The organism is Arthrobacter sp. PsM3 (assembly GCF_030433895.1).
Lineage (GTDB): Bacteria > Actinomycetota > Actinomycetes > Actinomycetales > Micrococcaceae > Arthrobacter.
This window is the reverse complement of sequence record NZ_JARUXE010000008.1, coordinates 72,449-97,024: the sequence shown is the minus strand read 5'-3', so window position 1 is coordinate 97,024 and position 24,576 is coordinate 72,449. Positions and strand designations below refer to the sequence as shown.

The 24,576-nt window shown below is 69.1% G+C and carries 24 protein-coding genes; 16 read left to right on the top strand and 8 right to left on the bottom strand.

Translation table 11 applies throughout. From position 1 onward, the window contains the following. Positions 1–82: 82 nt before the first annotated feature. From QCD75_RS05935 to QCD75_RS05925, 3 genes are all read right to left on the bottom strand, one after another. On the bottom strand, positions 83–427 hold the full coding sequence (locus tag QCD75_RS05935) for a hypothetical protein (protein ID WP_301226649.1): 345 nt from the start codon (positions 425–427) through the stop codon (positions 83–85). A gap of 217 nt (positions 428–644) precedes the next feature. Then, on the bottom strand, positions 645–1,307 hold the full coding sequence (locus tag QCD75_RS05930) for an isochorismatase family protein (protein WP_301226648.1): 663 nt from the start codon (positions 1,305–1,307) through the stop codon (positions 645–647). Further along, a complete protein-coding gene (locus QCD75_RS05925) occupies positions 1,307–2,635 on the bottom strand; it encodes a nicotinate phosphoribosyltransferase (RefSeq protein WP_301226646.1) in 1,329 nt (442 codons plus the stop codon). The genes QCD75_RS05930 and QCD75_RS05925 overlap by 1 nt, the downstream gene beginning before the upstream one ends. A 37-nt stretch (positions 2,636–2,672) precedes the next feature. On the opposite strand from QCD75_RS05925, the gene clpS reads away from it, so the two are divergent. The 6 genes from clpS to rdgB all read left to right on the top strand — a co-directional run bounded on the left by clpS (position 2,673) and on the right by rdgB (position 7,115). Further along, on the top strand, positions 2,673–3,041 hold the full coding sequence (clpS, locus tag QCD75_RS05920; RefSeq protein WP_301226644.1) for an ATP-dependent Clp protease adapter ClpS: 369 nt from the start codon (positions 2,673–2,675) through the stop codon (positions 3,039–3,041). Continuing rightward, positions 3,034–3,600 (top strand): DUF2017 domain-containing protein, encoded by a 567-nt coding sequence (locus tag QCD75_RS05915; RefSeq protein WP_301226642.1) that lies wholly within the window; start codon positions 3,034–3,036, stop codon positions 3,598–3,600. The genes clpS and QCD75_RS05915 overlap by 8 nt, the downstream gene beginning before the upstream one ends. A 120-nt stretch (positions 3,601–3,720) precedes the next feature. Continuing rightward, positions 3,721–4,734, top strand: coding sequence for a glutamate racemase (gene murI, locus QCD75_RS05910; RefSeq protein ID WP_441005441.1), 1,014 nt, complete (start codon positions 3,721–3,723; stop codon positions 4,732–4,734). Beyond that, positions 4,731–5,528 (top strand): MBL fold metallo-hydrolase, encoded by a 798-nt coding sequence (locus QCD75_RS05905; protein WP_301226638.1) that lies wholly within the window; start codon positions 4,731–4,733, stop codon positions 5,526–5,528. The genes murI and QCD75_RS05905 overlap by 4 nt, the downstream gene beginning before the upstream one ends. A 97-nt stretch (positions 5,529–5,625) precedes the next feature. Next, a complete protein-coding gene (gene rph, locus QCD75_RS05900; RefSeq protein ID WP_301226636.1) occupies positions 5,626–6,384 on the top strand; it encodes a ribonuclease PH in 759 nt (252 codons plus the stop codon). A gap of 92 nt (positions 6,385–6,476) precedes the next feature. After that, positions 6,477–7,115: an RdgB/HAM1 family non-canonical purine NTP pyrophosphatase gene (rdgB, locus tag QCD75_RS05895; RefSeq protein ID WP_301226634.1), complete on the top strand. Its 639-nt coding sequence runs from the start codon at positions 6,477–6,479 to the stop codon at positions 7,113–7,115. Positions 7,116–7,344: 229 nt separating this feature from the next. Here the strand turns inward: rdgB and QCD75_RS05890 are convergent, their stop codons facing one another. Further along, a complete protein-coding gene (locus tag QCD75_RS05890) occupies positions 7,345–8,112 on the bottom strand; it encodes a VTT domain-containing protein (RefSeq protein WP_301226735.1) in 768 nt (255 codons plus the stop codon). Positions 8,113–8,249: 137 nt separating this feature from the next. Here QCD75_RS05890 and QCD75_RS05885 point away from each other — a divergent pair, with 137 nt between their 5' ends. Further along, positions 8,250–9,269, top strand: a complete 1,020-nt coding sequence (locus QCD75_RS05885; RefSeq protein WP_301226632.1) for an exonuclease domain-containing protein — start codon at positions 8,250–8,252, stop codon at positions 9,267–9,269. A gap of 81 nt (positions 9,270–9,350) precedes the next feature. Then, on the top strand, positions 9,351–9,899 hold the full coding sequence (locus QCD75_RS05880; protein ID WP_301226630.1) for a DUF4395 domain-containing protein: 549 nt from the start codon (positions 9,351–9,353) through the stop codon (positions 9,897–9,899). A gap of 61 nt (positions 9,900–9,960) precedes the next feature. Here the strand turns inward: QCD75_RS05880 and QCD75_RS05875 are convergent, their stop codons facing one another. Beyond that, positions 9,961–11,091, bottom strand: coding sequence for an ADP-ribosylglycohydrolase family protein (locus tag QCD75_RS05875; protein ID WP_301226628.1), 1,131 nt, complete (start codon positions 11,089–11,091; stop codon positions 9,961–9,963). A 70-nt stretch (positions 11,092–11,161) separates the two neighbouring features. On the opposite strand from QCD75_RS05875, the gene QCD75_RS05870 reads away from it, so the two are divergent. The 5 genes from QCD75_RS05870 to QCD75_RS05850 all read left to right on the top strand — a co-directional run bounded on the left by QCD75_RS05870 (position 11,162) and on the right by QCD75_RS05850 (position 17,319). Continuing rightward, positions 11,162–11,518, top strand: coding sequence for a YidH family protein (locus tag QCD75_RS05870; protein WP_301226626.1), 357 nt, complete (start codon positions 11,162–11,164; stop codon positions 11,516–11,518). Further along, positions 11,515–11,883, top strand: coding sequence for a DUF202 domain-containing protein (locus QCD75_RS05865; protein WP_301226624.1), 369 nt, complete (start codon positions 11,515–11,517; stop codon positions 11,881–11,883). The genes QCD75_RS05870 and QCD75_RS05865 overlap by 4 nt, the downstream gene beginning before the upstream one ends. A gap of 71 nt (positions 11,884–11,954) precedes the next feature. Then, a complete protein-coding gene (locus tag QCD75_RS05860; protein ID WP_301226622.1) occupies positions 11,955–12,917 on the top strand; it encodes an MIP/aquaporin family protein in 963 nt (320 codons plus the stop codon). A gap of 152 nt (positions 12,918–13,069) precedes the next feature. Then, positions 13,070–14,257 carry an exonuclease SbcCD subunit D gene (locus QCD75_RS05855; protein WP_301226620.1) on the top strand — a complete coding sequence of 396 codons (1,188 nt, stop codon included), beginning with the start codon at positions 13,070–13,072 and terminating at the stop codon, positions 14,255–14,257. Further along, positions 14,254–17,319: an AAA family ATPase gene (locus QCD75_RS05850; RefSeq protein ID WP_301226618.1), complete on the top strand. Its 3,066-nt coding sequence runs from the start codon at positions 14,254–14,256 to the stop codon at positions 17,317–17,319. The genes QCD75_RS05855 and QCD75_RS05850 overlap by 4 nt, the downstream gene beginning before the upstream one ends. Positions 17,320–17,454: 135 nt before the next feature. On the opposite strand, the gene hpaE is transcribed toward QCD75_RS05850, so the two are convergent. Both hpaE and QCD75_RS05840 read right to left on the bottom strand, forming a co-directional pair. Next, positions 17,455–18,960, bottom strand: coding sequence for a 5-carboxymethyl-2-hydroxymuconate semialdehyde dehydrogenase (hpaE, locus tag QCD75_RS05845; protein ID WP_301226616.1), 1,506 nt, complete (start codon positions 18,958–18,960; stop codon positions 17,455–17,457). 216 nt (positions 18,961–19,176) lie between these two features. Continuing rightward, positions 19,177–19,893, bottom strand: a complete 717-nt coding sequence (locus QCD75_RS05840) for an IclR family transcriptional regulator (RefSeq protein ID WP_301226614.1) — start codon at positions 19,891–19,893, stop codon at positions 19,177–19,179. 172 nt (positions 19,894–20,065) lie between these two features. On the opposite strand from QCD75_RS05840, the gene QCD75_RS05835 reads away from it, so the two are divergent. From QCD75_RS05835 to QCD75_RS05825, 3 genes are all read left to right on the top strand, one after another. Next, positions 20,066–20,602: a flavin reductase family protein gene (locus tag QCD75_RS05835; RefSeq protein WP_301226612.1), complete on the top strand. Its 537-nt coding sequence runs from the start codon at positions 20,066–20,068 to the stop codon at positions 20,600–20,602. A gap of 75 nt (positions 20,603–20,677) precedes the next feature. Next, positions 20,678–22,132: a 4-hydroxyphenylacetate 3-monooxygenase, oxygenase component gene (gene hpaB / locus QCD75_RS05830; RefSeq protein ID WP_301226610.1), complete on the top strand. Its 1,455-nt coding sequence runs from the start codon at positions 20,678–20,680 to the stop codon at positions 22,130–22,132. Between the two features lie 191 nt (positions 22,133–22,323). Continuing rightward, positions 22,324–23,679, top strand: a complete 1,356-nt coding sequence (locus QCD75_RS05825) for an MFS transporter (RefSeq protein WP_301226608.1) — start codon at positions 22,324–22,326, stop codon at positions 23,677–23,679. A 124-nt stretch (positions 23,680–23,803) separates the two neighbouring features. Here the strand turns inward: QCD75_RS05825 and QCD75_RS05820 are convergent, their stop codons facing one another. Continuing rightward, positions 23,804–24,463 carry a phosphoribosyltransferase gene (locus QCD75_RS05820; RefSeq protein ID WP_301226606.1) on the bottom strand — a complete coding sequence of 220 codons (660 nt, stop codon included), beginning with the start codon at positions 24,461–24,463 and terminating at the stop codon, positions 23,804–23,806. Between the last annotated feature and the right edge of the window lie 113 nt (positions 24,464–24,576).

Below are 24,576 nucleotides of genomic sequence, written 5' to 3'. Positions count from 1 at the left end.
AAAAAGGGACCGGGATCACCCGGTCCCTCTTTTGTAAGTTCTGCAGTAGCAGGTTTGCGGCTTTCGCAGCCGCGGACCGCTGTTACTGGCCGCCGCCGCAGGCCTGGGTGAGGGCCTGGCCCGCAGAGGTGTACTTGCCCTGCATCTCCTGCAGCTTGCCGGTGTCCGGCGTTTCCTTCGCCGACTCGTCCAGGAATTCGATGATGGACTGCAGCGGGGTCTTCAGTTCCGCGGACGCGGTGGCCTCAACGGGCCTGAGCCGGTTGGCGAGGCGGATCATGCCGGCTTTGTCCGCGTTCGACGTGGGTCCCGCGCCGACAGTCTGGACCCGGGCGCAGGTCTCCGCGGTGGTGTCTTGCGGGGCCGCGCAGCCGGCGGCGCCGAGCAGGGCCCCGGCAGCGATCAGGACGGTCAGGGTCTTTTTCATGATGTACTCCGGGGTTCGTACGGGTCAGACGATAATGGCCAGGATTTCGAGTCTACTGCGGGGGCACCGTTTTCCGGTCAGCGGTGCGGCCGGATGTCGCCGCAATCGCGCAGGCCGTCCCGGCGCACCCGGGGAAGAGGCAGCCGGGACAGACGCCTCCGGGACAGACGCCTCCGGGAAGCCGCAGCCCAGGAAGCTGCCGGGAAGCCGCAGCTGCTCAGGCGATGTCGACCCCGCCGAGTTCCATCTCGGCGACTGCGTCGTCAAGATCCTCGGCAACCCCCACAGTCAGATCGCGCAGCACGGTCACGGAGTACCCGGCCTGCACCCCGTCCAGGGCGGTCGCCTTGACGCAATGGTCGGTGGCGATCCCGACGACCACCACGTCCTCGACATCGTGGCTCTGCAGCCAGTCGTCGAGCCCGATCGCATCCTCACCCGCGCCGAAGTCAGCGCCGGCGGGGGTCCCTGCCTCGAAGCCGCCGCCGGATACGGGCATGGCGCCGGGCTTCCGGTCCCCGGTGGGCACGGCGTCGTCCGGCGCGAGAAGTCCTTCAAAGCCCGAGTACGCCGCGGTGAACTGGCCCTTTCGGAAGTAGGCCTGGATGTATTCCGTGTCGAGGTCCGGGTGGAGCTCGGCACCTCGGGTTCCGGCCACGCAATGCTTCGGCCAGCTGTCGATGAAGTCCGGGTCCTCCGAGAAGTGCGCGCCCGGATCGACATGCCAGTCCTGGGTCGCGACGATGTGGTCAAACTGTCCGTGGTGGGCGTCGACGTATTCGCTGATGGCGCCGGCCAGCTCAGCCCCGCCTGCGACGGCCAGGGAGCCCCCTTCGCAGAAATCGTTCTGGACGTCGACGATGATCAGGGCGCGGGACATCAGTTCTCCTCGTAGATGGTGGGGATGGCTGCTTCGCCGCGCTGCAGCCGGTTCACGACAGCGGGAAGCTCTTTCATGGTGTCCGCGTGGCGCTTGCGGGCACGCAGCACGCCCTCCGCGCCGGTCCAGCCGGGCACCAGTTCGCCGTTCTTGACGAACTGGTGAAGCAGCGGCCGGTCGTTGCCGTCGTCCTCGGGGCGGCGGCCGATTCCGACGATCTCCTGGGTGGCCGTGCCGCGCTCGTTGAGCTTGCGCAGCGCGTACTTGCGTCCGCCCTTGCTGGTCTTGTTCTTGGCGGCCTTGGCGACGGAAACGAAATCGCCGTCGTCGTCCGTGCGGCTGACCAGCTTGTAGACCATGCTGGCCGTCGGCGCGCCGGAGCCGGTCACGAGTGAAGTCCCAACGCCGTAGGAGTCCACCGGTGCGGACTGCAGGGCGGCGATGGCGAACTCGTCCAGGTCGGAGGTGACGATGATGCGGGTCCGCTCGTTGCCCAGCTCGTCGAGGAGCCGGCGGACCCACTGCGCCTGGGCCACGAGGTCGCCGGAGTCCAGACGAACCGCACCGAGTTTGTCGCCGCCCAGTTCGACGGCGGTGCGCACCGCCGCCTCGACGTCGTAGGTGTCCACCAGCAGCGCGGTTCCGGCGCCCATCGAGGCGATCTGCGCCTCGAACGCCTCGCGTTCCGTGTCGTGCAGGAGGGTGAAGGAATGCGCGGCCGTGCCGACCGTCTTCAGCCCGTAGCGCAGCCCCGCCTCAAGGTTTGAGGTGCTGTCGAAGCCGGCGATGATCGCTGCCCGGGCGGCCGAGACGGCGGATTCCTCCTGGGTGCGGCGCGATCCCATCTCCACGCAGGGCCGGCTGCCGGCCGCGGTGATCATGCGCGAGGCCGCGGAGGCGATGGCGCTGTCATGGTTGAGGATCGAGAGGATGTACGTCTCGAGGATGCAGGCCTCGGCGAAGGTGGATTCGACGATGAGGATGGGGGAGTTGGGGAAGTACGCTTCGCCCTCCGCGTAGCCCCAGATGTCGCCGGAGAAGGAAAACCCGGCCAGATAGTCCAAGGTCTCCTCGTTGACCACCTTGGTCCGGCGCAGGAAGTCGATTTCGGTGTCGCCGAAGCGGAAGTCCGCGATGCCCTCGAGCAGCCGGCCGGTGCCGCCCACAATGCCGTAGCGGCGCCCGTCCGGCAGGCGCCGGGTAAAGGCCTCGAACACTGACTTGCGGTGGGCGGCGCCGGAATGCAGCGCGGCCTGCAGCATGGTCAGCTCGTAATGGTCGGTGTACAGGGACGTGCGGGGACGCTCCCAGCCAGCTGAGGTACTCACAAATTCACTCTAGTGCGCATCCCCATAGAATGGACAGATGACCCTCAGCGTTGCGCTCGGCCCTGACACCCAGGAGAGCACCCAGACCGGAACAGTGACGTCGACCGATGTCCTGACCGCCCCGGATATCCCTTGGAACCTCGTGATCTGGAATGATCCGGTGAACCTCATGAGCTACGTGGCCTACGTGTTCCGCAGCTACTTCGGTTATTCGGAGGCCAAAGCGAACAAGCTCATGCTGGAGGTCCACAAGAAGGGACGCTCCATCGTGGCGCACGGCAGCAAGGAGCAGGTGGAGCAGCACGCGGTCGCGATGCATGGCTACGGTCTCTGGGCCACGGTGGAAAAGGCCACCGGCGGCGGCGACGGCTCAGGTTCAGGCAAAGGCAAAGGAAAACGTGGCTAAGGCATTCAAGTCCGGAATCAAGGGCATCACCGGCTATCTGGAACCGGCCGAGCGGGAACTGCTCCGCAGCCTCTTCGACGACGTCGTGTCCATGCTGGAGCCGGAGGAACGCGCCAACCAGGATCCGCTCGCCGCGCTCGTGGGACTCGATAGCGAGGCGCGCGAACCCTCGGACCGTGCCCTGCGCCGGCTGCTCCCGAACGTCTCGAAGAACGACGCCGCCGCCTCGCTGGAGTTCCGCCGGTATACCGAGCGGTCGCTGCGCGAGAGCAAGATCGGCGCGTTGAAAGCCGCGTCCCTCGGGCTGGACAAGGATGAACTGGTGCTGAGCCCCGCCGACGCGCGGCACTGGTCCATGGCGCTCAACGACGTCCGGCTGGTGCTGGCCGAACGCCTGGACATCCGCGACGACGAGGATGCCGGCCACGTGCACCTGATGCAGGACTGGTCCCAGGCCGAGGACGTCGAAAGCTACCTCGCGCTGGTCTACAACTTCACCACCTGGCTGCAGGAATCCCTGGTGCAGGCGATGCTGCAGTCGCTGGACACTCGCGGCTGAACGGCGGCACCGGGTGCCGTGCGGCGGCCGGGGCTGCCGCCGCGTGTGACAAATTAGACATGAGTCGGACGACACAATGTGATGGCCGCGCCCGTGGCTAAGCCCTATCCTCGAATAATCATGACTTCAGCATCGAGCAAGGATCCGGCAGCGGCAGCTGTTGCGGACTCTCCAGCGAGCAGTACCGCCAGCAGCCAGACCGCCAGCCGGATGGGGTCGCGTCCCATCGGTGTGTTTGATTCCGGCGTCGGCGGACTCACCGTGGCCCGGTCCATCATCGACCAGCTGCCCAACGAATCCATCCTCTACGTCGGGGACACCGCCAACGGCCCCTACGGTCCGCTCCCGATCGCCGAGGTCCGGGCCAACGCCCTGGGCGTGATGGACGAACTCGTGGATTCGGGCGTGAAGCTGCTGACCATAGCGTGCAACTCCGCGTCCGCCGCCGTGCTCCGCGATGCCCGCGAACGCTACACCGCCCGCTACGGGATCCCCGTCATCGAAGTGATCCAGCCGGCCGTGCGCCGCGCCGTCGCAGCCACCCGCAGCGGCCGCGTCGGCGTCATCGGCACCTCCGCCACCATCGGCTCCCGCGCCTACGAGGACACGTTCGCCGCCGCCCCGGACCTGCACATCACGTCCGTCGCCTGCCCGGCGTTCGTGTCCTACGTCGAGGCCGGCATCACCACCGGGCCGGAGCTGCTCGCCGTCGCCCGCGAATACCTGGCCCCGCTCAAAGCCGCCGGCGTGGACACCGTGGTGCTGGGCTGCACGCACTATCCGCTGCTTACCGGCGTCATCTCTTTCGTGCTGGGGGAGGACGTCACCCTGGTCTCCAGCGCTGAGGAGACGGCCAAGGACGTCTACCGGGCGCTGGCCTCCCGCGGGCTGGAACGCACCGACGCCAGCGCCCCGACGCACAATTTCATCGCCACCGGCGACGCCGTACAGTTCGAGCACCTCGCCCGCCGCTTCCTCGGCCCCGAGGTGCTCAGCGTCCGGCACGTCGACCACGTCGCGGCCCAGTACCCCACGGGCAGCCTGGCCAGGATCACACCGGAAATGATCGCCGCCGCGCAGGCCGGCGCGGGCCGTCCCCGGATCTCCAACTTCGTTGGAGGACCCGCCCTGTGAAGCTGACCATCGTGGGCTGCACCGGATCCTTTCCGGGGCCGGGCTCGCCGGCGTCGTGTTATTTGCTGACCGCCAACGACGGCGAACGGAACTGGAAGATCGTCCTGGACCTCGGCAGCGGGGCACTCGGCGCCATCCAGCGCTACACGGACCTGGAGGACATTGACGCGATTTTCCTCACCCACCTGCACCCGGACCACTGCATGGACCTGTGCGGTCTCCACGTCGCGGTGCGCTGGAAGCCGGGCGGCTGGGGGCGCGGCAGGATCCCGGTCTGGGGGCCGGCCGCCACAGCGGACCGGATGGCCACGGCCTACGGCCTGGAGCTGGACCCCGGGATGCACGAGGAATTCGACTTCAGCAACTGGTCCGAGCGCAAGCCGGTGGCCATGGGCCCGTTCACGGTCACCCCGTACGCCGTCAACCACCCGGTGGAGGAGGCCTACGCGCTCCGCGTGGAGGTCACCGAACCGGACAAGGACGGCAACCCCGTCACCCGGGTGCTCAGTTACTCGGGGGACACCGACTCCTGCAGCGGACTCGAGGACGCGGCCCGCGACGCCGATCTGTTCCTCTGTGAGGCCGCCTTCGAGGAAGGCCGCGACGACGGCATCAAGGACGTGCACCTGACCGGCAAACGCGCCGGTGACGCTGCCGTTGCCGCCGGGGCCCGGCGGCTGCTGCTGACCCACATCCCGGTCTGGACGTCCCCGACCACCGTCATGGCGGAAGCCAAAGGGGTCTTCGGCCAGCACGTGGCCGTCGCCGTCGCGGGCGTGCACTACACGATCTGAGCGGAACCCTTCGGTCCCGGTGCGGCCGGACGGGCCGGACGTGCCGGACGTGCCGGACGTGCCGGGCTGGTCCGGTGCGGGTCGATAAGCTAGGGGCATGACTTCCGAAGCCCTTACTGCCCCCGTTATCCGCGCCGATGGCCGCACCCCCGACCAGCTCCGCCCGATCAGCATCACCCGCGGCTGGTCCAAGCAGGCCGAGGGATCGGCCCTGATCGAGTTCGGCAACACCCGGGTGCTGTGCACGGCCTCCCTGACCGAGGGCGTGCCGCGCTGGCTCCGGGGCGAAGGCCGCGGCTGGGTCACGGCCGAGTACGCCATGCTGCCGCGCGCCACCAACACCCGCTCGGACCGCGAGTCCGTCAAGGGCAAGATCGGCGGCCGCACCCACGAGATCTCCCGGCTCATCGGCCGCTCGCTGCGTTCCATCATCGATACCAAGGCCCTCGGCGAGATCACCATCGTGCTGGACTGCGATGTCCTGCAGGCCGACGGCGGCACCCGCACCGCCGCCATCACGGGCGCGTACGTGGCGCTTGCCGAGGCCATCCGTTTTGCCCGCGAGAACAAGATGATCGCCCGCAACGCCCAGCCCCTGATCGACACCATCGCCGCCGTCTCCGTCGGCATTATCGACGGCATCCCGATGCTGGACCTGCCGTACGTCGAGGACGTCCGCGCCGAGACCGACATGAACGTCGTCGTCACCGGGTCCGGAAAGTTCGTCGAGGTCCAGGGCACCGCCGAAGGCGCCCCCTTCGACCGTGATGAGCTCAACAAACTGCTGGACCTGGCCCTGATGGGCACGGAGCAGCTCGCCGCCATCCAGCGCGACACCCTGGCTGAAGCCCCGTGACAGGCGGCGCGTCACAGCATGGCGCATCCCGGCCGGACCCGGCGCAGCCGAACGCATCACAGCAAAAAACGGGACGGCACGGCGCCGCGCCCGTGCTGGTTCTCGCCACGCACAACCAGGGCAAGCTCCGGGAACTCCGTGAGCTGCTGCGCGGGCAGGTTCCCGGCCTAGATGTCGACAGCCAGGTGGTGGATGCGGGCGCCGTCGGCGCTCCCGACGTCGCCGAAACCGGTGTGACCTTCGCCGAGAACTCGCTGCTCAAGGCACGCGCGGTGGCGCAGGCGACCGGGCTCGTGGCGATCGCCGACGACTCCGGGCTCGCGGTCGATGTGCTGGGCGGGGCGCCCGGGATCTTCTCGGCCCGCTGGGCCGGACGCCACGGGGATGACGCCGCCAACCTGCGGCTGCTGCTGGACCAGCTGGCCGACGTTCCCGACGAGTACCGCGGCGCCGCGTTTGTCTGCGCCGCGGCGCTGGCCGTTCCCGGTTCCGGCGCAGGTTCCGGCCCGGGGGAGGGCCGGGAAGTTGTGGAGTACGGACAGCTGGAAGGGACGCTGCTGCGCGAACCGCGCGGGGCTGGCGGCTTCGGTTACGACCCGGTGCTGCAGCCCAGCGGGCTGGACCGCAGCTGCGCCGAGCTCAGTCCCGAGGAGAAGAACGCCATCAGCCACCGCGGGCACGCGTTCCGGGCGCTGCTCCCGGCGATTGTGGAGGCACTCTCCGGAAGGTAGGTGTCGCCGTCCGGGGCGCCTTTGGACACGATTCCGGCGCTTTCGGTGCGGTGTCCTCGTCGTGTCCGTGTCGAAGTGCCCCCGGACCGCATCTGACGGGCGGAGCCCCTGTCCCGTAACCCTTAAAGAGGATGGCACCCACAAAAAGGATGGCGCCCCACACAGTGGGGCGCCATCCTCTGCGCCATTTCTCCGGAGCGCCTGCCGGGTTGCCTGCCCGGAACGGGAGCTACGGCGTCTTGCGTTCCTCTTCGGGCTCGTGCTCCTCGATGAACTCCTCGACGAGGCCCGTGCCGTACTTTTCCGCCTGGCGCTTGGCGATGACGCCGCGGATGACCTCAATGCCGATCGGGATCACCGAGACCAGGACGATCGCGATGAAGATGATGTCCAGGTTTTCGCGGACCCACGGGAAGGTGTCGCCGAGGAAGTAGCCCAGCAGGGTCACCCCGCCGCCCCACAGCACGGCGCCGATGACGTTGAACACAAAGAACTTGCGCTTGCTCATCTGGGCGACGCCCACGATCACGGGGACAAAGGTCCGGATGATCGGCACAAAACGGGCCAGGATCAGCGCCTTGCCGCCGTGCTTCTCGAAGAACGCGTGGGCACTTTCGACGTTTTCGCGCTTGAAGAGCTTGGAATTGGGCTTGTTGAAGATGGCCGGGCCGGCCTTGGACCCGATCAGGTAGCCGACCTGGTTCCCGATGATCGCCGCGACGATGACCAGCATGACCAGCAGCCAGATGTTCACCTTGATGGTTCCGGTGGCCACCAGGAGCCCGGCCGTGAACAGCATCGAGTCGCCCGGCAGGAAGAAGCCGATCAGCAGGCCGGTCTCGGCGAAGATAATGCCGCAGACCAGCAGCACAACCCAGGGCGCGAGGGCGGGGTTGGCCAGGAAGACCTGGGGGTTCAGCCAGTCGGGCAGGAATGAGGCCAGCTGCGGCTGTACCGGGCCCGCGCCGCCGATCGTGGACACGGCGAAGTCACTCAGAGCTAAAAGGTTCACCTGTCAAGGGTACTTGACGGCCGCCGTCGGGCGCTCCCGGCCGGTGGCGCCACCAAGGTGCAATCCGCGGCGCGGGCGCGGCCTGTGCGGGCCGGGCCGGAATCCGGCGCTAAAGTTGGAGCGTGGGTTTGGACTTTACGGCGATCGACTTTGAGACCGCGAACGGCTTCCGCGGTTCACCGTGCGCTGTTGGGCTGAGCAAGGTCCGCGGCGGCGTTGTGGTCGAGGAAGCCTCCTGGCTGATGCGGCCGCCGGAAAACCACGACCGCTTCGACCACCACAACGTCCGGATCCACGGAATCCGGCCCGAGCAGGTGGCCGGGCTGCCCCGCTTCGGTGAACTCTTCCCGGAGATCGGCGCCTTCATCGGCGGCGACGTGCTGGCCGCCCACAATGCCGCCTTCGACCTCGGTGTGATCCGTTCCGGACTCGAGGTCTCCGGCCTGCCCGGCCCGGCCTACGACTACGTCTGCACGGTGATGCTCGCCCGCCGCTGCTACTCGCTCGTGTCCAATTCCCTGCCCTACGCGGCCGAGGAAGCCGGTGTCCCGCTGGTCAACCATCACGACGCCGCCGAGGATGCGCGGGCCTGCGCCGGGATCCTGATTGACATCGCCGCGCGCAACGGCGCCGGCAGCATCGCTGAGCTGTACCTGTCGCTGGGCCTGGCGGTGTCCCGCCAGCAGGCCTTTGACCCGTTGCGCGATCCGCTCTCCAAGGCCAGCCAGTCAGCCCTGGACGCACTCGCCGGGGGAGGAGCCGCCGTGACGCCGGTCCGCGCCTACCAGCCCGGCTGGCCGGAGGAGGGGGCCAACCCGCTGCCGAACGCCTTGGCCGAGCCCGGCCATCCGCTGTTCGGCCAGACCGTTGTGTTTACCGGCGAGCTCGTGATGCCCCGGCCCGAGGCGAAGATCCGTTCCGCCGAGTTCGGCGCCCGGCCGGAGAGCCGGGTTACGGCCCGCACGACCGTCCTGGTGGTGGGCGACGGGTTCGTGGCCGCCGACCTGCGCTCCGGCCGGCTCACCGGCAAGGCCCGGCGCGTGCTGGAGCTGCACGACCGGGGGCAGCGGATCGAGGTCCTTTCCGAGGGCGAATTCCTGCAGATGGTGGGCGGCCACATCGCCTCCGCCGCGATTGCCTGAACCCGGCCGGTGCAGGGGTTCCGCGGTCATGCGGCGCAACAAACATTTCCCCCGGGGCGGCCCTGCTCCTAGCCTTGAACAATGAGCAAACTGAGCACGGCCCCCTCCGCGGCTCCGGCACCCGCAACTGCCCCGCAGGACGGACGCGGCTGGCGCGCGGTCTTCGCGTTCCCGAACCCGGTCAACGAGTATGCGGCCCGCGTCACGGCGGCCCTGGTGGTGCTGTTGTCCGTGGCGACGCTGCTGACCGGTTTCGGCTGGGGCCTGGCAGTCATTGCCGCGGGGTTCTGGCTGCGTGTGCTGTTCGGCCCGCGGATCTCGCCGCTGGCCCAGCTGTCCGTCAAGGTGCTGACGCCGAGGCTGGGGAAGACCCGGCTGGTGCCGGGGCCGCCGAAGCGCTTCGCGCAGGGCATCGGAGCTGCACTGTCGACGACGGCCGCCGTGCTGCTGGCCGCGGGGCTGGCGCCGGCCGCCTGGATCCTGCTTGCCGTCCTGGTTGTGGCTGCTTCCCTTGAGGCGTTCGCCGGCTTCTGCCTTGGCTGCGCCGTCTTCGGCTTCCTGCAGCGCCGCGGCCTGATCCCCGAGGACGTGTGCGAGGCCTGCAACAATATTTCACTCCGCCGCGCCTGAGCCGGCCCCCACGGCACCGGGATAGCCGCCGCGTGCAGAGGCAGGGTCTTCAGGGGCAGGGTCAGGCGCCGGTGACGGCCGCCAGCCGCGACGCCATGCCCCGGATGACCTCCGGGGCCTCGAGCGCGGCGAGCCACTGCGCCGGAAGGCAGTCCTCACCGTAGAACGTGCCCAGGATGTTGCCGGCAATGGACGCCGTGGAATCGCTGTCGCCGCTGTGGTTCACCGCGAGCGCGATCGCCGCGCGGAAGTGGGCCTCGGGATGACCGGCGGCCGCCGCCCGATGACCGGCGGCCGGATCCGGCGCCGTGGCGAGGACCGCATACAGTGCGACGGCGAGAGCCTCCTCGGCCACCCAGCCTTCGCCGAGTTCCCGGACCAGTTCCTCGGGGCCCAGCCGTTCTCCCGCGCCGCCGAGGCGCAACGCCGCCTCAAGCCGCGCCACGAGGTCCGGGTCGGGAACTTCGCCCTTGCGCAGGTGGCCTGCGTCCAGTTCCCCGAGCGCGAACTGTGCTGCTTCGCGCAGGCCGCGTCCGGCGGTCAGGGCATGGATGACGAGGCTGAACACCCCGGCGCTCTGCCGGGCCGCGGGGTGCCCGTGGGTCAGCGAGGCCGCGTCCGCGCTGATCTTATAGACGGCGCCGGCCTCGATGTAGGGGACCAGGCCGAACGGCGCTGAGCGCATCACCGTGCCGCAACCCTTGGAGTCCGGGTTGACCGGACGGTAGAAGGTTCCCATCTCCCCGGTGGCCAGTCCGCTCAGGCAGGCGTTCCCCGGCGCGCGGCGGTGCCTGAGGACCTCATGGGAATCGATCCAGCGGGGCGGCTGGAACGGCGCCGCCTCCGGAACCGGCACGCCCTGGGTGCCGAGCCAGCGCAGGTAGGCGAGCCACAGGCACGCGTTGGTGTCCGCGCCCACGCCCGAGTTGGCCCACTCCAGCGCCTCCAGCAGCCCGTCCACGGTGTACAGCGTGAGCTGCGTGTCGTCGGAGAAGTGGCTGCCGCCGTCGAGCGCTGAAAAATCCTGCAGCCCTTCCGGGCCGAACTTCACGCGGATGGTGGAGATCTCGTCGAATTCGACCGCGTATCCCAGCGAATCACCGAGCGCGCCGCCCAGCAGGCATCCGTGGATCCGGGATTCGTGCGAGGGGGCTGGTGCCGGTGCTGGGGTGATGGCGGGCTCGTTGCTCATTAGTTAGAATTTTACCCCGGCCCCATGTCGGCGCCGGTGCACAAGTCAAGACCGGGACAGCAGGCGACCAATGCGCGAACCAGCATGGCGGAAGACCGGATCCACGCCCGACTACCGGTTCTCGCTCGCCAACGAAACGACGTTCCTGGCCTGGATCCGGACTTCCCTCGCCCTGATCGTGGGGGCCCTTGGCATCGACCAGCTGTTCCCGGACATCGCTCCCGCCCCGCTGCGGATCGCCATGTGCGTCGCACTGGCGGTCATCGGTGCCGTCCTGGCCGGCCTGGCCTACCGCCGCTGGGGTCAGATGGAGGCGGCCATGCGCAACAACCGCGAGCTGCCGTTTTCCGGGGTGATGCTGGTGATGACCATCGGGGTGACGGCCGCGGCGTTTGTCCTGGCCGTGCTGCTCCTGGTCGCGCGGTGAGCGCCGCCGCCGTCCGGGACCCCGGGCTGCAGCCGGAACGGACATCGCTGTCCTGGGGCCGGACCCTGCTGGCTCTTTTCGCGGCCGACCTGCTGATTTGGCGCAGCTGGGCGGTCGCAGGATCGCAGTCCGCACCCGTGCGCGGCTCAGCCGGATGGGCAGGAGCCGGGACCACCGACTACCTGGGAGTCTGCGCACTGGCGGCGATGGTCGCGACCGGGGTGCTGTGCCTCTGCGTCCTGGCCCGGGTGCACCAGCTCCGCGATTCCTCCTACGCAGCCCCGGCCTCCCTCATGCGCTGGGCCGCCGCCGGGGTCATCGTGCTGGGGACCAGCGCCGTGGCCGCGATCGCGCTGGGACCCTGAGCCCGGGTCCAGCCAACGTCCAGACTCCGCTGGCAGACTGCACGCTGACCCCCAGCAAAGGAATACCGAACATGAACACGCGTGCGCCAGCCCCCGAGCCGGCCGTCCTTGAGCCGGCCTCCACCTCCGACGATCCGACGCGTCCCGGCCTGCTGGGCCGGTTGTCCGCCGAGGCACTCGGGACGTTCTTCGTGGTGATCGCCGGCCTGGGCGTCCCGCTGTTCACCATTCCGCAGTCGAGCCCGCTCCCCGCTTCCCTCGCCGCGGGGCTGGCGCTCACCGCGGCCATGCTGGCGTTCGGGTACCTCTCCGGCGGCCACTTCAACCCCGCGGTAACGGCTGGAAACGCCATTGCGGGCCGCATCCGGCTTGCTGATGCGGCGGCCTACGTCGGCGCGCAGCTGGTGGGCGCACTGCTCGCCGCGGTGACGCTCTTCGGTCTCCTGCGCACCGTGCCCAACATCACCGACACCCGGACCGCCTTCGACACGGTGGCCGCAGGTTTCGGCGAGCATTCCGTCATCCAGGCCCCGATGGCCGGTGTGCTGCTCATTGAGGTGCTTGGCGCCGCCCTGTTGGTCGCCGTCTACCTGGGCACCACGTCCGCCCGCAACCCGTCCCGGCTGGCGGCGCCCTTCGCCGTCGGCCTCACCACGGCGGTGCTGCTGCAGTTCGGCCAGGCGCCCGGCAACACGCCCTTCAATCCGGCGCGCGCCACGGCGTCGGCGCTCTTCAGCAGCCCCGACGTGCTCGGGCAGCTGTGGCTCTTCTGGGTTGCCCCGCTCGTGGGCGCGGCCCTCGCGGGACTGGTCTACCGCGGTTTCGCGCGGACGGCGCCGGCCGCCGTGACCGTGCCCGTGCCGGACACGGCGCCGGAGACCGGGGACGACGACGGACCGGACGCCGGACCGGACGGCGGGGACGCACGCGTCTCCGCCCCGGCGGACACCGGCAGCGACGAAGCCCGCGACTTCTTCGACGCTGGGCCCGGAGCAGGCGCAGGGCGCGGAACACGCCCCGGGCATGGGGAATAGTCCGCACCCGGATCCCTCCCCGCACCCCGGACCTACTAACGCGGGGTCACCTACGGCCCATCCCGCGCCCCGGCATGGGCCGTAAGTGACCCCGCGTTGCTGTTCCGGAGCGGTGGCGCAATCCTGTCGGTGCCAGCCGATACCGTAGGAGCATGCGGTTATTGCACACCTCGGACTGGCATTTGGGCCGGTCGTTCCACGGCGTCGGGATGCTTGACGCCCAGCGCGCGTTCATCGACCAGCTCGTCACCTTCGTCCGGGACGAGGCGGTCGACGTCGTCCTGATTGCCGGCGACGTCTACGACCGCGCCCTGCCGGGGGTCGACGTCGTCCGGCTCCTCGACCACGCCCTCGTCGGCCTGACCGGGGCCGGCGCCAAGGTGGTGCTGACCAGCGGCAACCACGACTCGGCCATCCGGCTCGGCTTCGCGTCCCGCCTGCTGGAGCGCGGGGGAGTGCACCTGCGCACCCGGCTCGCCGAGCTGGACCAGCCCGTACTGTTCCCGCTCGACGGCGGGACGGACGCCGACGGCGGGACGGGACCCGTGCTGGCCATCTACGGCATTCCCTGGCTGGAGCCGCGGCTCGTGGCCGAACAGCTCGGCGTCGACACGGCCAGCCATTTCGAGGTGACCCGGGCGGCCACCGCACGGATCCGCGCCGATCTTGCAGCCCGCTCCGGGACCCGGACGGTCCATTCCGTGGTGCTGGCCCATACCTTCGCCAGCGGCGGGATCAGCTCCGACAGCGAGCGGGACCTCAGCATCGGCGGCGTCGGCGCTGTCCCGCTGGACCTCTTCGACGGCTTCGGCTACACAGCGCTCGGCCACCTGCACGGCCGGCAGGAACTCTCGCCCTCGGTCCGCTATTCCGGTTCGCCGCTCGCCTACTCCTTCTCCGAAGCGCAGCATAGGAAAGGCAGCTGGCTCCTGGACGTGGAGGCGGGCGGCATCGGCGAGGTCCGCGAGGTGCTGTGGGAGGCGCCCCGGGCGCTGGCCGTGTTGCGCGGCAAACTGGAGGATCTGCTCTCCGCCGACGATTTCGCGGGGGCGGAAGCCGCCTACTGCCAGATCACCCTGACCGACGCGCAGCGCCCGGCCCAGGCCATGGAGCGGCTGCGCTCACGGTTCCCTGACACGCTCGTGCTCGCTTTCGATCCGGAAGGTGCCGGCAGCACCGCCAAGACCAGCTACAGCAGCAAACTCGCCGGGGCGGCGGACGACCTCTCCATCTGCTGCGGGTTCCTGGAACACGTCCGTGGCCGGGAAGCCGACGACCGCGAGGCAGCGGCCCTGGCCGAAGCCCTGGAATCCGTGCGCCTGGAAGGAATGTCCCTGTGAGGATCCACCGTCTCGAGATCTCCGCCTTCGGACCCTTCGCGGCCACCGAACACATCGATTTCGACCGCCTGAGCGCACACGGGCTGTTCCTGCTGAACGGCCCCACCGGAGCCGGCAAGACCAGCGTCCTGGACGCCATCTGCTTCGCGCTCTACGGTTCCGTCCCGGGGGCACGGCAGGACGGAAAGCGGCTGCGCAGCGACCACGCCGGGAGCGCTGCGGAACCCCGGGTCACCTGCGAGTTCTCCGCCCGGGGCCGGCACTTCGAAGTCTCCCGCTCTCCCGCCTGGGACAAACCCAGTGCCCGGGGCAAGAAGGGCTTCACCCTCCAGCAGGCCAATACCGTCCTGCGCGAACGTGTCGACGGCGAATGGACCGAGAAGTCCGGCCGCAACGACGAGGCCGGCGCCGAGATCGCCGAGGTCCTCGGCATGAACCGGGACCAGTTCACCCGGGTTGTGATGCTGCCGCAGGGCGACTTCGCTGCGTTCCTGCGGTCCAAGGCCACCGACCGCCTCGAGCTGCTGCAGAGCCTCTTCGGCACCCAGCGTTTCGAAGCCGTGGAACAGGAGCTCGGCCGGAAGGCGCAGGCCGCCCGGGCCGAGGTCGCCAGCCTCAACGGCCGGCTCGAGCTCCTGCTCGCCCAGGCCGAGTCCGAAACAGCCGCTTTGGATCTCGACACGGCGGAGGCGCCGGACCGGACCGACCCGGACTCCTTCCTGGCCTGGCTCGGAGCCAGTGCCGCCACCGCCGCGGAACAGACCCGCGCGGCCGCGCTGCAGGCCGAGGGGCTGCGCGCCCACCGCCTGTCGGCCAAGGACGCCGCTACGGCGCGTGCTGCGCGCCAGGCAAGGCTGGCCGCGGCCGAACGCCGGCGCTCCGCGGCGGGGGCGGCCGCTCCCGAAATCGCCGCCAAGAGCCGGCAGCTGGGCCTGCACCGCCGGGCCGAAGTCCTTGGCGGGCAACTGCAGGCGGTGGACAGCGCCGGGACGGCGGAGGAACTGGCCGCAGCCGCCATGGCCGCCGCCGCGGAAGACCTGCGCGCCGCGGCCCGCACCGACCCCGAACTCGGCACGCTCCGGACCGGGACGGCAGGCGCCTCCACCCTCGACGGCTGCACTTTCGGCGGCGGCGCCGTGCGGTCCGCGCTTGGGGGGCTGCGCTCCCTGCGCGCGGTGCTGGAGGCTCGGCTGCCCGATGAAGCCAGGCTCGCCGGTCTCCGGAGCCGGACCGCGCAGCTGCGCCAGGTCCTGGCGCAGCTGGAAGACGGACAGGCTTCCGGGGCAGCAGCCCTGCTTGCCCTGCGCAATGAATCAGTTGCCCTCCTCGCCGGGCTGCGCCCGCTGGAAGAACTCGCCGCCGAAGTGCAGCTGCGGACGAAGGAAGCAGCCGCCGCGGAGGAACTTCTTGTCCTGGTCCGGCGCTACGCCGCGGCCGGGACGGCCTGCGGAGCCGTGGCCGAACGCCATGGCCGGGCCCGCGGGGAGTACCAGGACCGGCGGCAGCGCTGGCTCGATCTGCGCGAGGAACGGCTGGCCAACGCCGCGGCCGAACTCGCTTCCCAGTTGCAGGCCGGCGTCGCGTGCCCGGTTTGCGGCAGCCCCGAGCACCCGGTCCCAGCGCCGGCCGCTGCGTCCGCGCTGACCGTAGCGGAGGCCGAACAAGCCGCGCAGCACGCCTGCGAGATGGCGGAGACCGCCCTCGCGGCGCTCGAACGCGAACTCTCCGATGCCCAGCAGGACCTCGCCGTCCTGGCGGCCCAGGGCGGAAACACCGCGCCCGAGGACGCCAGCCAGGACGCCACCTTGGCCAGGGAACGCGCCGCCGAAGCCCGCCAGGCAGCGGCGGACCTCACCGTCAGCCGGGCGCGGCATACCGAACTGGAAGAGAAGATCGCCGCCGCCGAGCTGGCCCGGTCGGCCGGGGCATCCAGCATCGCCCAGACCGAATCCACCCTCACGGAGGTCAGGGGGCAGGCCGCTACCCTCGAACTGGCCCTCGACAAACTCCGGGCCGGCCACCCGGCCCTGGCCGACCGGATCACAGCGCTGGACGGCACAATCGCCGTGCTGGAACGCGCAGATGCGGCGCGGACCCGGCTGGAACAGGCAGGCACCCGGTCCGGTGAAGCCCGGCAGCAACTCGAGCTGGCACTTCCGGGCACCGGCTTCGAGTCCGCGGACGCCGCCCGGGCCGTGCTGCTCCCGGCCGCGGACGCGGCGGCACTGGATGCCGCCGTCCGGGCCGGACAGGACGAAGCGGCCCGGATCGGAGAGCTCTTTGCCGGCGAGGAACTCGTGCTGGCGGCGCACGAGCTGGAAACGGAGGGCCCCCTCGGCGAGGAGTCCGTGGAACAGCTCCGCGCGGACGCGGCCGCAGCTGAACGCGCGGCCCGGGACGCGGAACTCGCGGCCGGCCTCGCGGAGAAGTCAGTGCGGACCCTCGGCACGATCGCCGCCAGCTATGCCCAACTCGCCGCCACCGGCCGGGAACCACGCGAACGGGCGCAACTGCTGACCGCGGTCGCCGACGCGGCCCGCGGCGCCGGAGACAACAACTACCGCATGAGCCTGAACAGCTACGTTCTGGCCGCGAGGCTCGAGCAGGTGGCCCTGGCGGCCTCGGAACGGCTGGTCGGCATGAGCGACGGCCGCTACACCCTTCAGCACACAGACGCCAAAGCAGCTCGCGGGGCGAAATCCGGCCTCGGCCTGGAAGTGGTGGACCAGTGGACCGGCCAGCGGCGCGACACCGCAACGCTGTCCGGAGGCGAGTCCTTCATGGCCTCGCTCGCCCTGGCTCTCGGCCTCGCGGACGTGGTGCAGCAGGAATCCGGCGGGGTCGACATCGAAACGCTGTTCGTGGACGAGGGCTTCGGCAGCCTCGACGAACAGGCCCTGGAACAGGTCATGGACGCCCTCGAGGGACTCCGGGACGGCGGCCGCGTGGTCGGGCTCGTGAGCCATGTAGCGGAAATGAAACAGCGCATCGGCACCCAGCTGCAGGTGGTCAAGGGACGCAACGGTTCCACCCTGCACATTTCCGACGACGCCGGGAGCTGACCCGCGGCTGCACCCGACGGCTGACCCGCGGTTGCGCTATCAGTCCTGGTTGCCTGCACTGCCTCATAAGGACGTTAAGTGATGGCGCATCGGGTGCCGGACAGGTGACAGCGCACCGGCCGGGCAGCCGGCCTGCTACTGCGCCGCCGAGGCGCCGAACCTCGGGGTGTGGACGGTGCCGAGGGTGATGTGGACGGCCTGCTGGTCGGTGTAGAAGTCGATCGAGCGGTAGCCGCCCTCGTGGCCGAGCCCGGAGGCCTTGACGCCGCCGAACGGGGTGCGCAGGTCCCGCACGTTGTGGCTGTTGAGCCAGACCATGCCGGCTTCCAGGTTCTGCGAGAAGTTGTGCGCCCGCGTCAGGTCGTTGGTCCAGACGTAGCCGGCCAGCCCGTACTTCGTGTTGTTCGCCAAAGCCAGCGCCTCGGCGTCGTCCGCGAACGGCGTGATCGCCACGACCGGGCCGAAGATCTCCTCCTGGAAGATCCGCGCGTCCGGGGCGACGTCGGCGAACACCGTCGGGGCAATGTAATTGCCGGTCGGAAGCCCCTCGGGGCGTCCGCCGCCGGCGAGCAGCCGGCCCTCGGTTTTGCCGATCTCCACGTAGGAGGCCACCTTGGCGTAGTGCTCGGGGTGGACCAGGGCGCCGACCTCGGTCTCCGGATCGTGCGGGTCACCGACCACGATGTTTTTGGCCCGGGCGGCGTACTTCCCGCAGAATTCCTCGTAGATGTCCTGGTGGACGAGGATGCGGGAACCGGCGGTGCAGCGTTCGCCGTTGAGCGAGAAGACCCCGAACAGGGTGGAGTCGATTGCGGCGTCGAGGTCGGCGTCGGCGAAGATGATCGCGGGGCTCTTGCCGCCGAGCTCCATGGACAGGCCTTTGAGGTTCTCCGCGGCATTGCGGAAGATCGTCCTGCCGGTGGTGGTTTCTCCGGTGAAGGAGATCAGCGGCACATCGGGGTGTTTGACGAGGGCGTCGCCGGCTTCCTCGCCGAGGCCGTTGACGAGGTTGAAGACGCCGTCGGGCAGGCCGGCGTCCTGGAAGATCCGGGCCCAGAGCGAGGCGGAGAGCGGCGTGAATTCGGCGGGCTTCAGGACCACGCAGTTGCCGGTGGCCAGCGCCGGGGCGAGCTTCCAGGACTCGAGCATAAACGGGGTGTTCCACGGCGTGATGAGGCCGGCGACGCCGATCGGCTTGCGGTTGACGTAGTTGATCTGGGCGCCGGGGACCTTCATGGCGTCGTCGAACTGGGCGACAATGAGGTCCGCGAAGAAGCGGAAGTTCTCCGCGGCCCGGAGGGCCTGGCCCCTGGCCTGGGTGATCGGCAGCCCGGTGTCGAAGGTCTCCAGTTGCGCCAGGCGGGTCTCCTGGGCCTCGACGGCGTCGGCGATCCTGTTCAGGATGCGGGCCCGTTCCCGCGGCTTCATCCGCGGCCACGGGCCGGCGGTGAAGGCCTCGCGCGCGGCGGCGACGGCGAGGTCGATGTCCTCTTTCTGGCCGGCGGCGGCGGTGGCGTAGTTGGTGTTGGACACCGGGTCCAGCACGTCGAAGGTCCTGCCGCTGACGGAGTCAACGAATTCGCCGTTGATGTAGTGGCGGATGCGGGTGGGGAGGTCGTCCGGGACGTAGTGCTCAGCCATGGGAATCATCCTTTGCATCTGCGGGGAGCGTGTCCAGCAGGGCAATGCTGCGAAGCTGCGCCATCACATCTCCTCATTGAGCGTGAAATCGTATACGATACAAACTGCCTGAGACGCGGCCGCTTGTCAAGCATTCACCGGTGAAGCCGGCGGAACCGGGGGAAACGGTGAAGCCGGGGGAGCCGCGCGGCCCGGCGGGGGCGGCGCCCCGGGACCTCAGGCCAGTTGGCTTTCGATGTTCCGTGCGCTGGCCGCCAGGGCCGCGGCGACCTCCGCGGGATCCTGGGCGGCGCGGATGTAGACGACGGCGAGTGCCGCCGGCCGCCCGCCCGGAACCCGGATCGGGACGGCGAGCGAGGAGACGCCGGAGATGACCTCGTCATGGCTGGCCGCGTAGCCCCGGCGTCGTGCCTCGGCCGCTTCGGCCCGGTAGGGGATGCCGGGTGCCTTGGCGGCCCAGTCCTGTTCCGAGAAGGCCGACTGGATCGCGATGCCGGGGGCGCCGGCGCTGATCGGGTGCCGGGAGCCGGGATGCTGGACCACTGCGGCGCCGGTGTGCCGCGGATCCACGGTGACGAGCGTGACGCATTCCTCGTGGTCCCAGACGGCAACAAAGGCGCTCATCGTCAGGGCATTGGCGAGCTGGGTGAGCTCCGGCAGGGCCGCCGCCTGCAGGTTCCGCGAAACTCCCCGGGCCAGGACGGCAAGGCCGGGGCCGGGCTGGACCCGGCCGCCGTCGTCCCGCACCAGCAGCGAGTGGTCTTCCAGGGTGCGGAGGATGCGGTACGCCACGGAGCGGTGCACCCCCATCGCATCGGCCAGTTCGGCGATGGTCAGTGGGTGCTGGGCGTCGGCAAGGATTTCCAGCGCGCGGATGCCGCGCGACAACGTCTGGGACGGGGAGGCCTGGGCGCTGCCGGCGGTCGGGGTCATTGGTCCATCCTAGGTGCGGGCGGTCGTGGATCCGGGATGCACCGGGCGGCCCTTGTGCTCTGCCTCACAGTGCGCTAGCGTTCTATATGGGAACGATGTGTTCGATTATAGAACAGAGTGTGACGGAACGCACCCCCACCAAACAGCCATCACCAGACGCAAGGGATCAACGATGATTGCCAAGCCCCGCACCGAGCCTGCTCCGGTGGTTCCGGGCCGCACGTCCTTGCCCCGGGCCCAGTACTTCCGCGGGAGCCTGGGCCGGTTCGCCACCGGCGTCGCGATCGTGACCTTCGACGGCGCTTCGAAGCGCCATGGCATTACGGTCAATTCCTTCACCTCCGTATCCATGGACCCGCCCCTGGTGCTGGTCAGCATCGCCCGCACCGCGAAGGCGCACGACGAGCTCGCCGGCCGGCCCTTCACGGTCAACATCCTTGGTGCGGAGCAGCGGCAGCTCGCGATGCACTTCGCCGGCCGTCCCGGACCCGAGCCGCTCTGGGTCGAGGGCGGAACGGCTCCGCGGCTCTCCCATGTGCTTGCCTACTTTGAGTGCAAGCCCTGGGCGGCGTACGACGGCGGCGACCACACGCTGTATATCGGCGAAGTAGTGGACTTCAACTACCGCAACGGCGATGCGCTGGCCTTCGCGAACGGCACCTTCACCACCATCCCGGAAAGCCTGCTGGGCATGGAAGAGCTGCTCTGAACTCCCGCTAACGGCTCAGCTGCACATCAACTCAGCCTCGTACGACTCAGTACACCGACGACTGGAGAAACAGCAATGGGAATCCGCACCGGACAGCAGTACCTGGACAGACTCAACGCAATGTCACCCCATGTGGTGATCGACGGGGAGGTTGTCAGCGAGAAGATCGCCGAGCACCCCGCCTTCCGGAACGTGGCACGCTCCTATGCCAAGCTCTTCGACATGCAGCACGACCCCAGGTACCAGGCCGCACTGACGTACACCTCGCCCACCACGGGAGACCTGGTGAACGCCTCCTTCCTGGTGCCGAAGACGGTCGCGGACCTTGAACGCCGCCGCCGTGCCATTTCCACCTGGGCCGAGTCCTCCAACGGTTTCCTGGGCCGCTCCGGGGACTACATGAACTCCTCGCTCACCGCCCTCAGCACGGCCGGAAAGTGGTTTTCCCAGGCTGACCCCAAGTTCGGCGAAAACATCCGCAACTACTACGAGTGGGCCCGTGAAAACGATGTCCTTGCCACGCACACCCTGATCCCGCCGCAGGCCAACCGCTCCGTCTCCGGCTCCGAACAGCTCGGTGGACAGCTGTCGGCCCGGATTGTCGAGGAGCGCGGGGACGGCATCGTCATCAGTGGCGCCCGCATGCTGGCCACCATCGCCCCGATCGCGGACGAGCTCCTCGTCTTTCCCTCCACCGTGCTCCGCGGCACGCCGGAGGACGCCCCCTACTCCTACGCCTTCGCCATCCCCAACGACACGCCGGGCCTGCGCTACCTGTGCCGCACCTCGCTGTACAACGGCGGCAGCACCCACGACGAGCCGCTCGCGTCGCGCTACGAGGAAATGGACGCCGTCGCGATCTTCGACAATGTCTTTGTCCCCAACGAGCGCATCTTCATGCTCGGCAACCCGCAGCTGTGCAATGGCTTCTACTCCGAAACCGGCGCCGGCGCCCTCATGACGCACCAGGTGGTCACCAGGACCATCGCCAAGAGCGAGTTCTTCCTGGGCCTGGCCTCCGAACTCGCCGACTCGATCGGCATCGACGGTTTCCAGCACATCCAGGAGGACATCGCCGAACTGATCGTCGACGTCGAAATCGGCAGGGCGCTGGTCCGGGCCTCCGAGGTGGACGCGGCGCTTAACGAGGCCGGCGTGATGCTGCCGAAGTGGTCCACGCTAAACGCCGCCCGCAACTGGTACCCGAAAGTCGCCCAGCGTTTCCCGCAGATCATCCGGAAGTTCTGCGCCTCCGGGCTGATGGCCCTGCCCGGCGAGGCCGATGTCAACAGCGATGCCCGGGCCGACATCGAGATGTACCTTCAGGGCAAGTCGCTCACCGGCCCCGAGCGCGTCCGGCTGTTCAAGCTGGCCTTCGACGCTTCGGTCTCCGGGTTCTCCGGCCGGCAGTCGCTGTACGAGTATTTTTTCTTCGGCGATCCAGTGAGGATGGCCGCGGCCATGGTCAACGGCTACGACCGCGCGCCCGTCCGCGCCCGGGTCCGGGACTTCCTGCACCGCGCCGACTGAGCGCCGCGGGAGGCTCCGCCGTCATTTTTTGGCGGCGGTGAAGCTTTTTTCCAAAGATGTGTGTCCTGTCACACATTTCATAGTATGATCTGAATACTAACTGACCGTTCGATCAGTAATTCAAGAGGCATTCAGTTATCCGCACCGCACCCACCCCGGGCAGTATCCCTGCCCCCAGCAACGGAGTTTCAATGACCGCAACTTCAAGTGTCGATTCTGAGGCGGGCCCCAGCAGCAAGCACGAGGAACGCAAGGTCCTCGCGGGCACCCTGGTCGGGACCACCATCGAGTGGTACGACTTCTTCATCTTCGCGCAGCTGACAGCAACGCTGCTGTCACCGCTGTTCCTGGCACCGCTGAACGCCTCCAACCCGGGCCTGGCGCAGATCCTGTCCTTTGCCCTCATCGGCATCAGCTTCTTGTTCCGCCCGCTTGGCGCCGTCGTCGCCGGCCACCTGGGTGACCGCCTCGGCCGCAAGGCCATGCTGGTCTTCACCCTCATCATGATGGGTGCCGCCACGGCGCTGATCGGCATGCTGCCGACCTACGCCCAGATCGGCTTCTGGGCTCCGGTCCTGCTGATCCTGCTCCGCGTCATCCAGGGCTTCTCCGCCGGCGGTGAATGGGGCGGCGCCGCCCTGATGGCCGTCGAGCACGCTCCCATGAGCAAGCGCGGCCTGTTCGGCGCGTACCCGCAGATCGGTGTTCCGGTGGGTATGATCCTCGCCACCGGCCTGCTGTACTTCCTCAACACGTCCATGTCCAAGGAGGACTTCGCGTCCTGGGGCTGGCGTGTGCCGTTCCTGCTCTCGATCGTGCTGATCGTCGTCGGGTACCTGATCCGCCGCGCCGTTGCCGAGAGCCCGGTCTTCAAGGAACTCTCCGAGCGCAAGGAGGAGAGCAAAGCGCCCCTGGGCGAGCTCATCCGGAAGCACAAGAAGGCCGTCCTTTACTCGACGATGATCTTCATCGGCAACAATGCCGCCGGCTACCTCCTGATCGCGTTCTTCATCTCCTACGCCACCAAGTCCCTGAAGATGCCCGTCGCGCAGATCCTGCTGGCCACCACGCTGGCTTCCTTCGGCTGGCTGATCTTCACCCTGATCGGCGGCTGGCTCTCGGACAAGATCGGCCGCGTCAAGACCTTCCTGATCGGCTACGGCATTGTCTTCGCCTGGATGATCCCGATGTTCGCCCTGATCGACACCAAGAACATCGTGCTTTACGGTGTCGCGCTGTTCGTCCTCACCATCGGCCTGGGCCTGTCCTACGGCCCGATGTCCGCGATGTACGCCGAGATGTTCCCGGCGAACGTGCGCTACTCGGGCATCTCCATCGGCTACGCCTTCGGTGCCATCCTGGGCGGTGCGTTCGCAGCCACCATCGCGGAGGCCCTGCTGCAGGGCACCGGGTGGACCGGTTCCATCGGCATCTACATCATGATCCTCTGTGTCATCTCCGCCGTCGGTGTCCTCCTCGCCGGGGAAACCAAGGGCCGCCCGCTCGGCGTCGTGCACCACACGCCCGCTGACGCGGCAAAGCACTAACAACCAGCCAGACAGCAGGGGCACGGGCCGCAAGGTCCGTGCCCCTCGCCTTTTAACCAACGCGGGGTCACTTAGCGCCCATCCGGAGCCTCCGGATGGGCGCTAAGTGACCCCGCGTTGCTGTTCAGGCGGGCCGGGCACCCAGCAGCCGGACGACGTCGTCGTCCCGCACCTGTCGGAAGTCGCGGTAGTAACTGCCGACGGCGCGGAACCCGCCGGGGATGAACAGGCTGAAGACGGCGTCGGCGGCCTGCTCCAGTGTCGTCTGTGCCTCCAGCGACGCCACCGGAACGGCGACGACGACGGTTGCCGCACCGGCCGCCCGCACCGCCCCGACGGCGGCCCGCATCGTCGCTCCGGTCGCCAGCCCGTCATCGACGACGATGACGGATCGGCCCTTCAGCGGCAGCCGCGGCCCCGGATAGGTCCCGGCGCGGTGTTCCAGTTCGGCTCTTGCGGTGCTTTCGACCTCGTCCAGCGCGGACTGGCGGACGCCAACGCTTAGGAGCCGGTCCGAGAGGGACCGGTTCAGCATCCGCACCACCACCCCGCCGCCGGCCCAGGCCAAGGCGCCGAACGCAGTTTCTGCGAGGCCCGGAATCCCCAGTTTGCGGACCGGAAGCACGTCCCACGGCAGCTGCAGCGCTGCGGCGGCTGCGGCGGCCACGGGGACCCCGCCGCGCGCGAGGCCCAGCACCACGGTGTCCGGCCGTCCGCGGAACTGGCGAAGGGCGGAGGCGAGGGACCTGCCTGCCTCCCCGCGGTCGGTGTAACGCATGCCCATGGAGACCCTCCTCCGGTTCCCGCCCACTCTGCTGCGGCCAGCCTACGTCCGGCCGGGGGAGCTGCGCGAGGGAAGTGCACGGATCCCGCCGACGGGCAGTTCTATCCATCCAG

Bases quoted from the DNA above. Each gene is read 5' to 3' on its own strand.
- QCD75_RS05835 (WP_301226612.1), top strand. From the start codon at position 20,066: ATGATTGCCAAGCCCCGCACCGAGCCTGCTCCGGTGGTTCCGGGCCGC.
- QCD75_RS05820 (WP_301226606.1), bottom strand. From the start codon at position 24,463: ATGGGCATGCGTTACACCGACCGCGGGGAGGCAGGCAGGTCCCTCGCC.
- QCD75_RS05935 (WP_301226649.1), bottom strand. From the start codon at position 427: ATGAAAAAGACCCTGACCGTCCTGATCGCTGCCGGGGCCCTGCTCGGC.
- hpaB (WP_301226610.1), top strand. From the start codon at position 20,678: ATGGGAATCCGCACCGGACAGCAGTACCTGGACAGACTCAACGCAATG.
- QCD75_RS05855 (WP_301226620.1), top strand. From the start codon at position 13,070: ATGCGGTTATTGCACACCTCGGACTGGCATTTGGGCCGGTCGTTCCAC.
- QCD75_RS05930 (WP_301226648.1), bottom strand. From the start codon at position 1,307: ATGTCCCGCGCCCTGATCATCGTCGACGTCCAGAACGATTTCTGCGAA.
- QCD75_RS05875 (WP_301226628.1), bottom strand. From the start codon at position 11,091: ATGAGCAACGAGCCCGCCATCACCCCAGCACCGGCACCAGCCCCCTCG.
- clpS (WP_301226644.1), top strand. From the start codon at position 2,673: ATGACCCTCAGCGTTGCGCTCGGCCCTGACACCCAGGAGAGCACCCAG.
- QCD75_RS05840 (WP_301226614.1), bottom strand. From the start codon at position 19,893: ATGACCCCGACCGCCGGCAGCGCCCAGGCCTCCCCGTCCCAGACGTTG.
- QCD75_RS05825 (WP_301226608.1), top strand. From the start codon at position 22,324: ATGACCGCAACTTCAAGTGTCGATTCTGAGGCGGGCCCCAGCAGCAAG.
- murI (WP_441005441.1), top strand. From the start codon at position 3,721: ATGACTTCAGCATCGAGCAAGGATCCGGCAGCGGCAGCTGTTGCGGAC.
- hpaE (WP_301226616.1), bottom strand. From the start codon at position 18,960: ATGGCTGAGCACTACGTCCCGGACGACCTCCCCACCCGCATCCGCCAC.
- QCD75_RS05880 (WP_301226630.1), top strand. From the start codon at position 9,351: ATGAGCAAACTGAGCACGGCCCCCTCCGCGGCTCCGGCACCCGCAACT.
- QCD75_RS05870 (WP_301226626.1), top strand. From the start codon at position 11,162: ATGCGCGAACCAGCATGGCGGAAGACCGGATCCACGCCCGACTACCGG.
- rph (WP_301226636.1), top strand. From the start codon at position 5,626: ATGACTTCCGAAGCCCTTACTGCCCCCGTTATCCGCGCCGATGGCCGC.
- QCD75_RS05860 (WP_301226622.1), top strand. From the start codon at position 11,955: ATGAACACGCGTGCGCCAGCCCCCGAGCCGGCCGTCCTTGAGCCGGCC.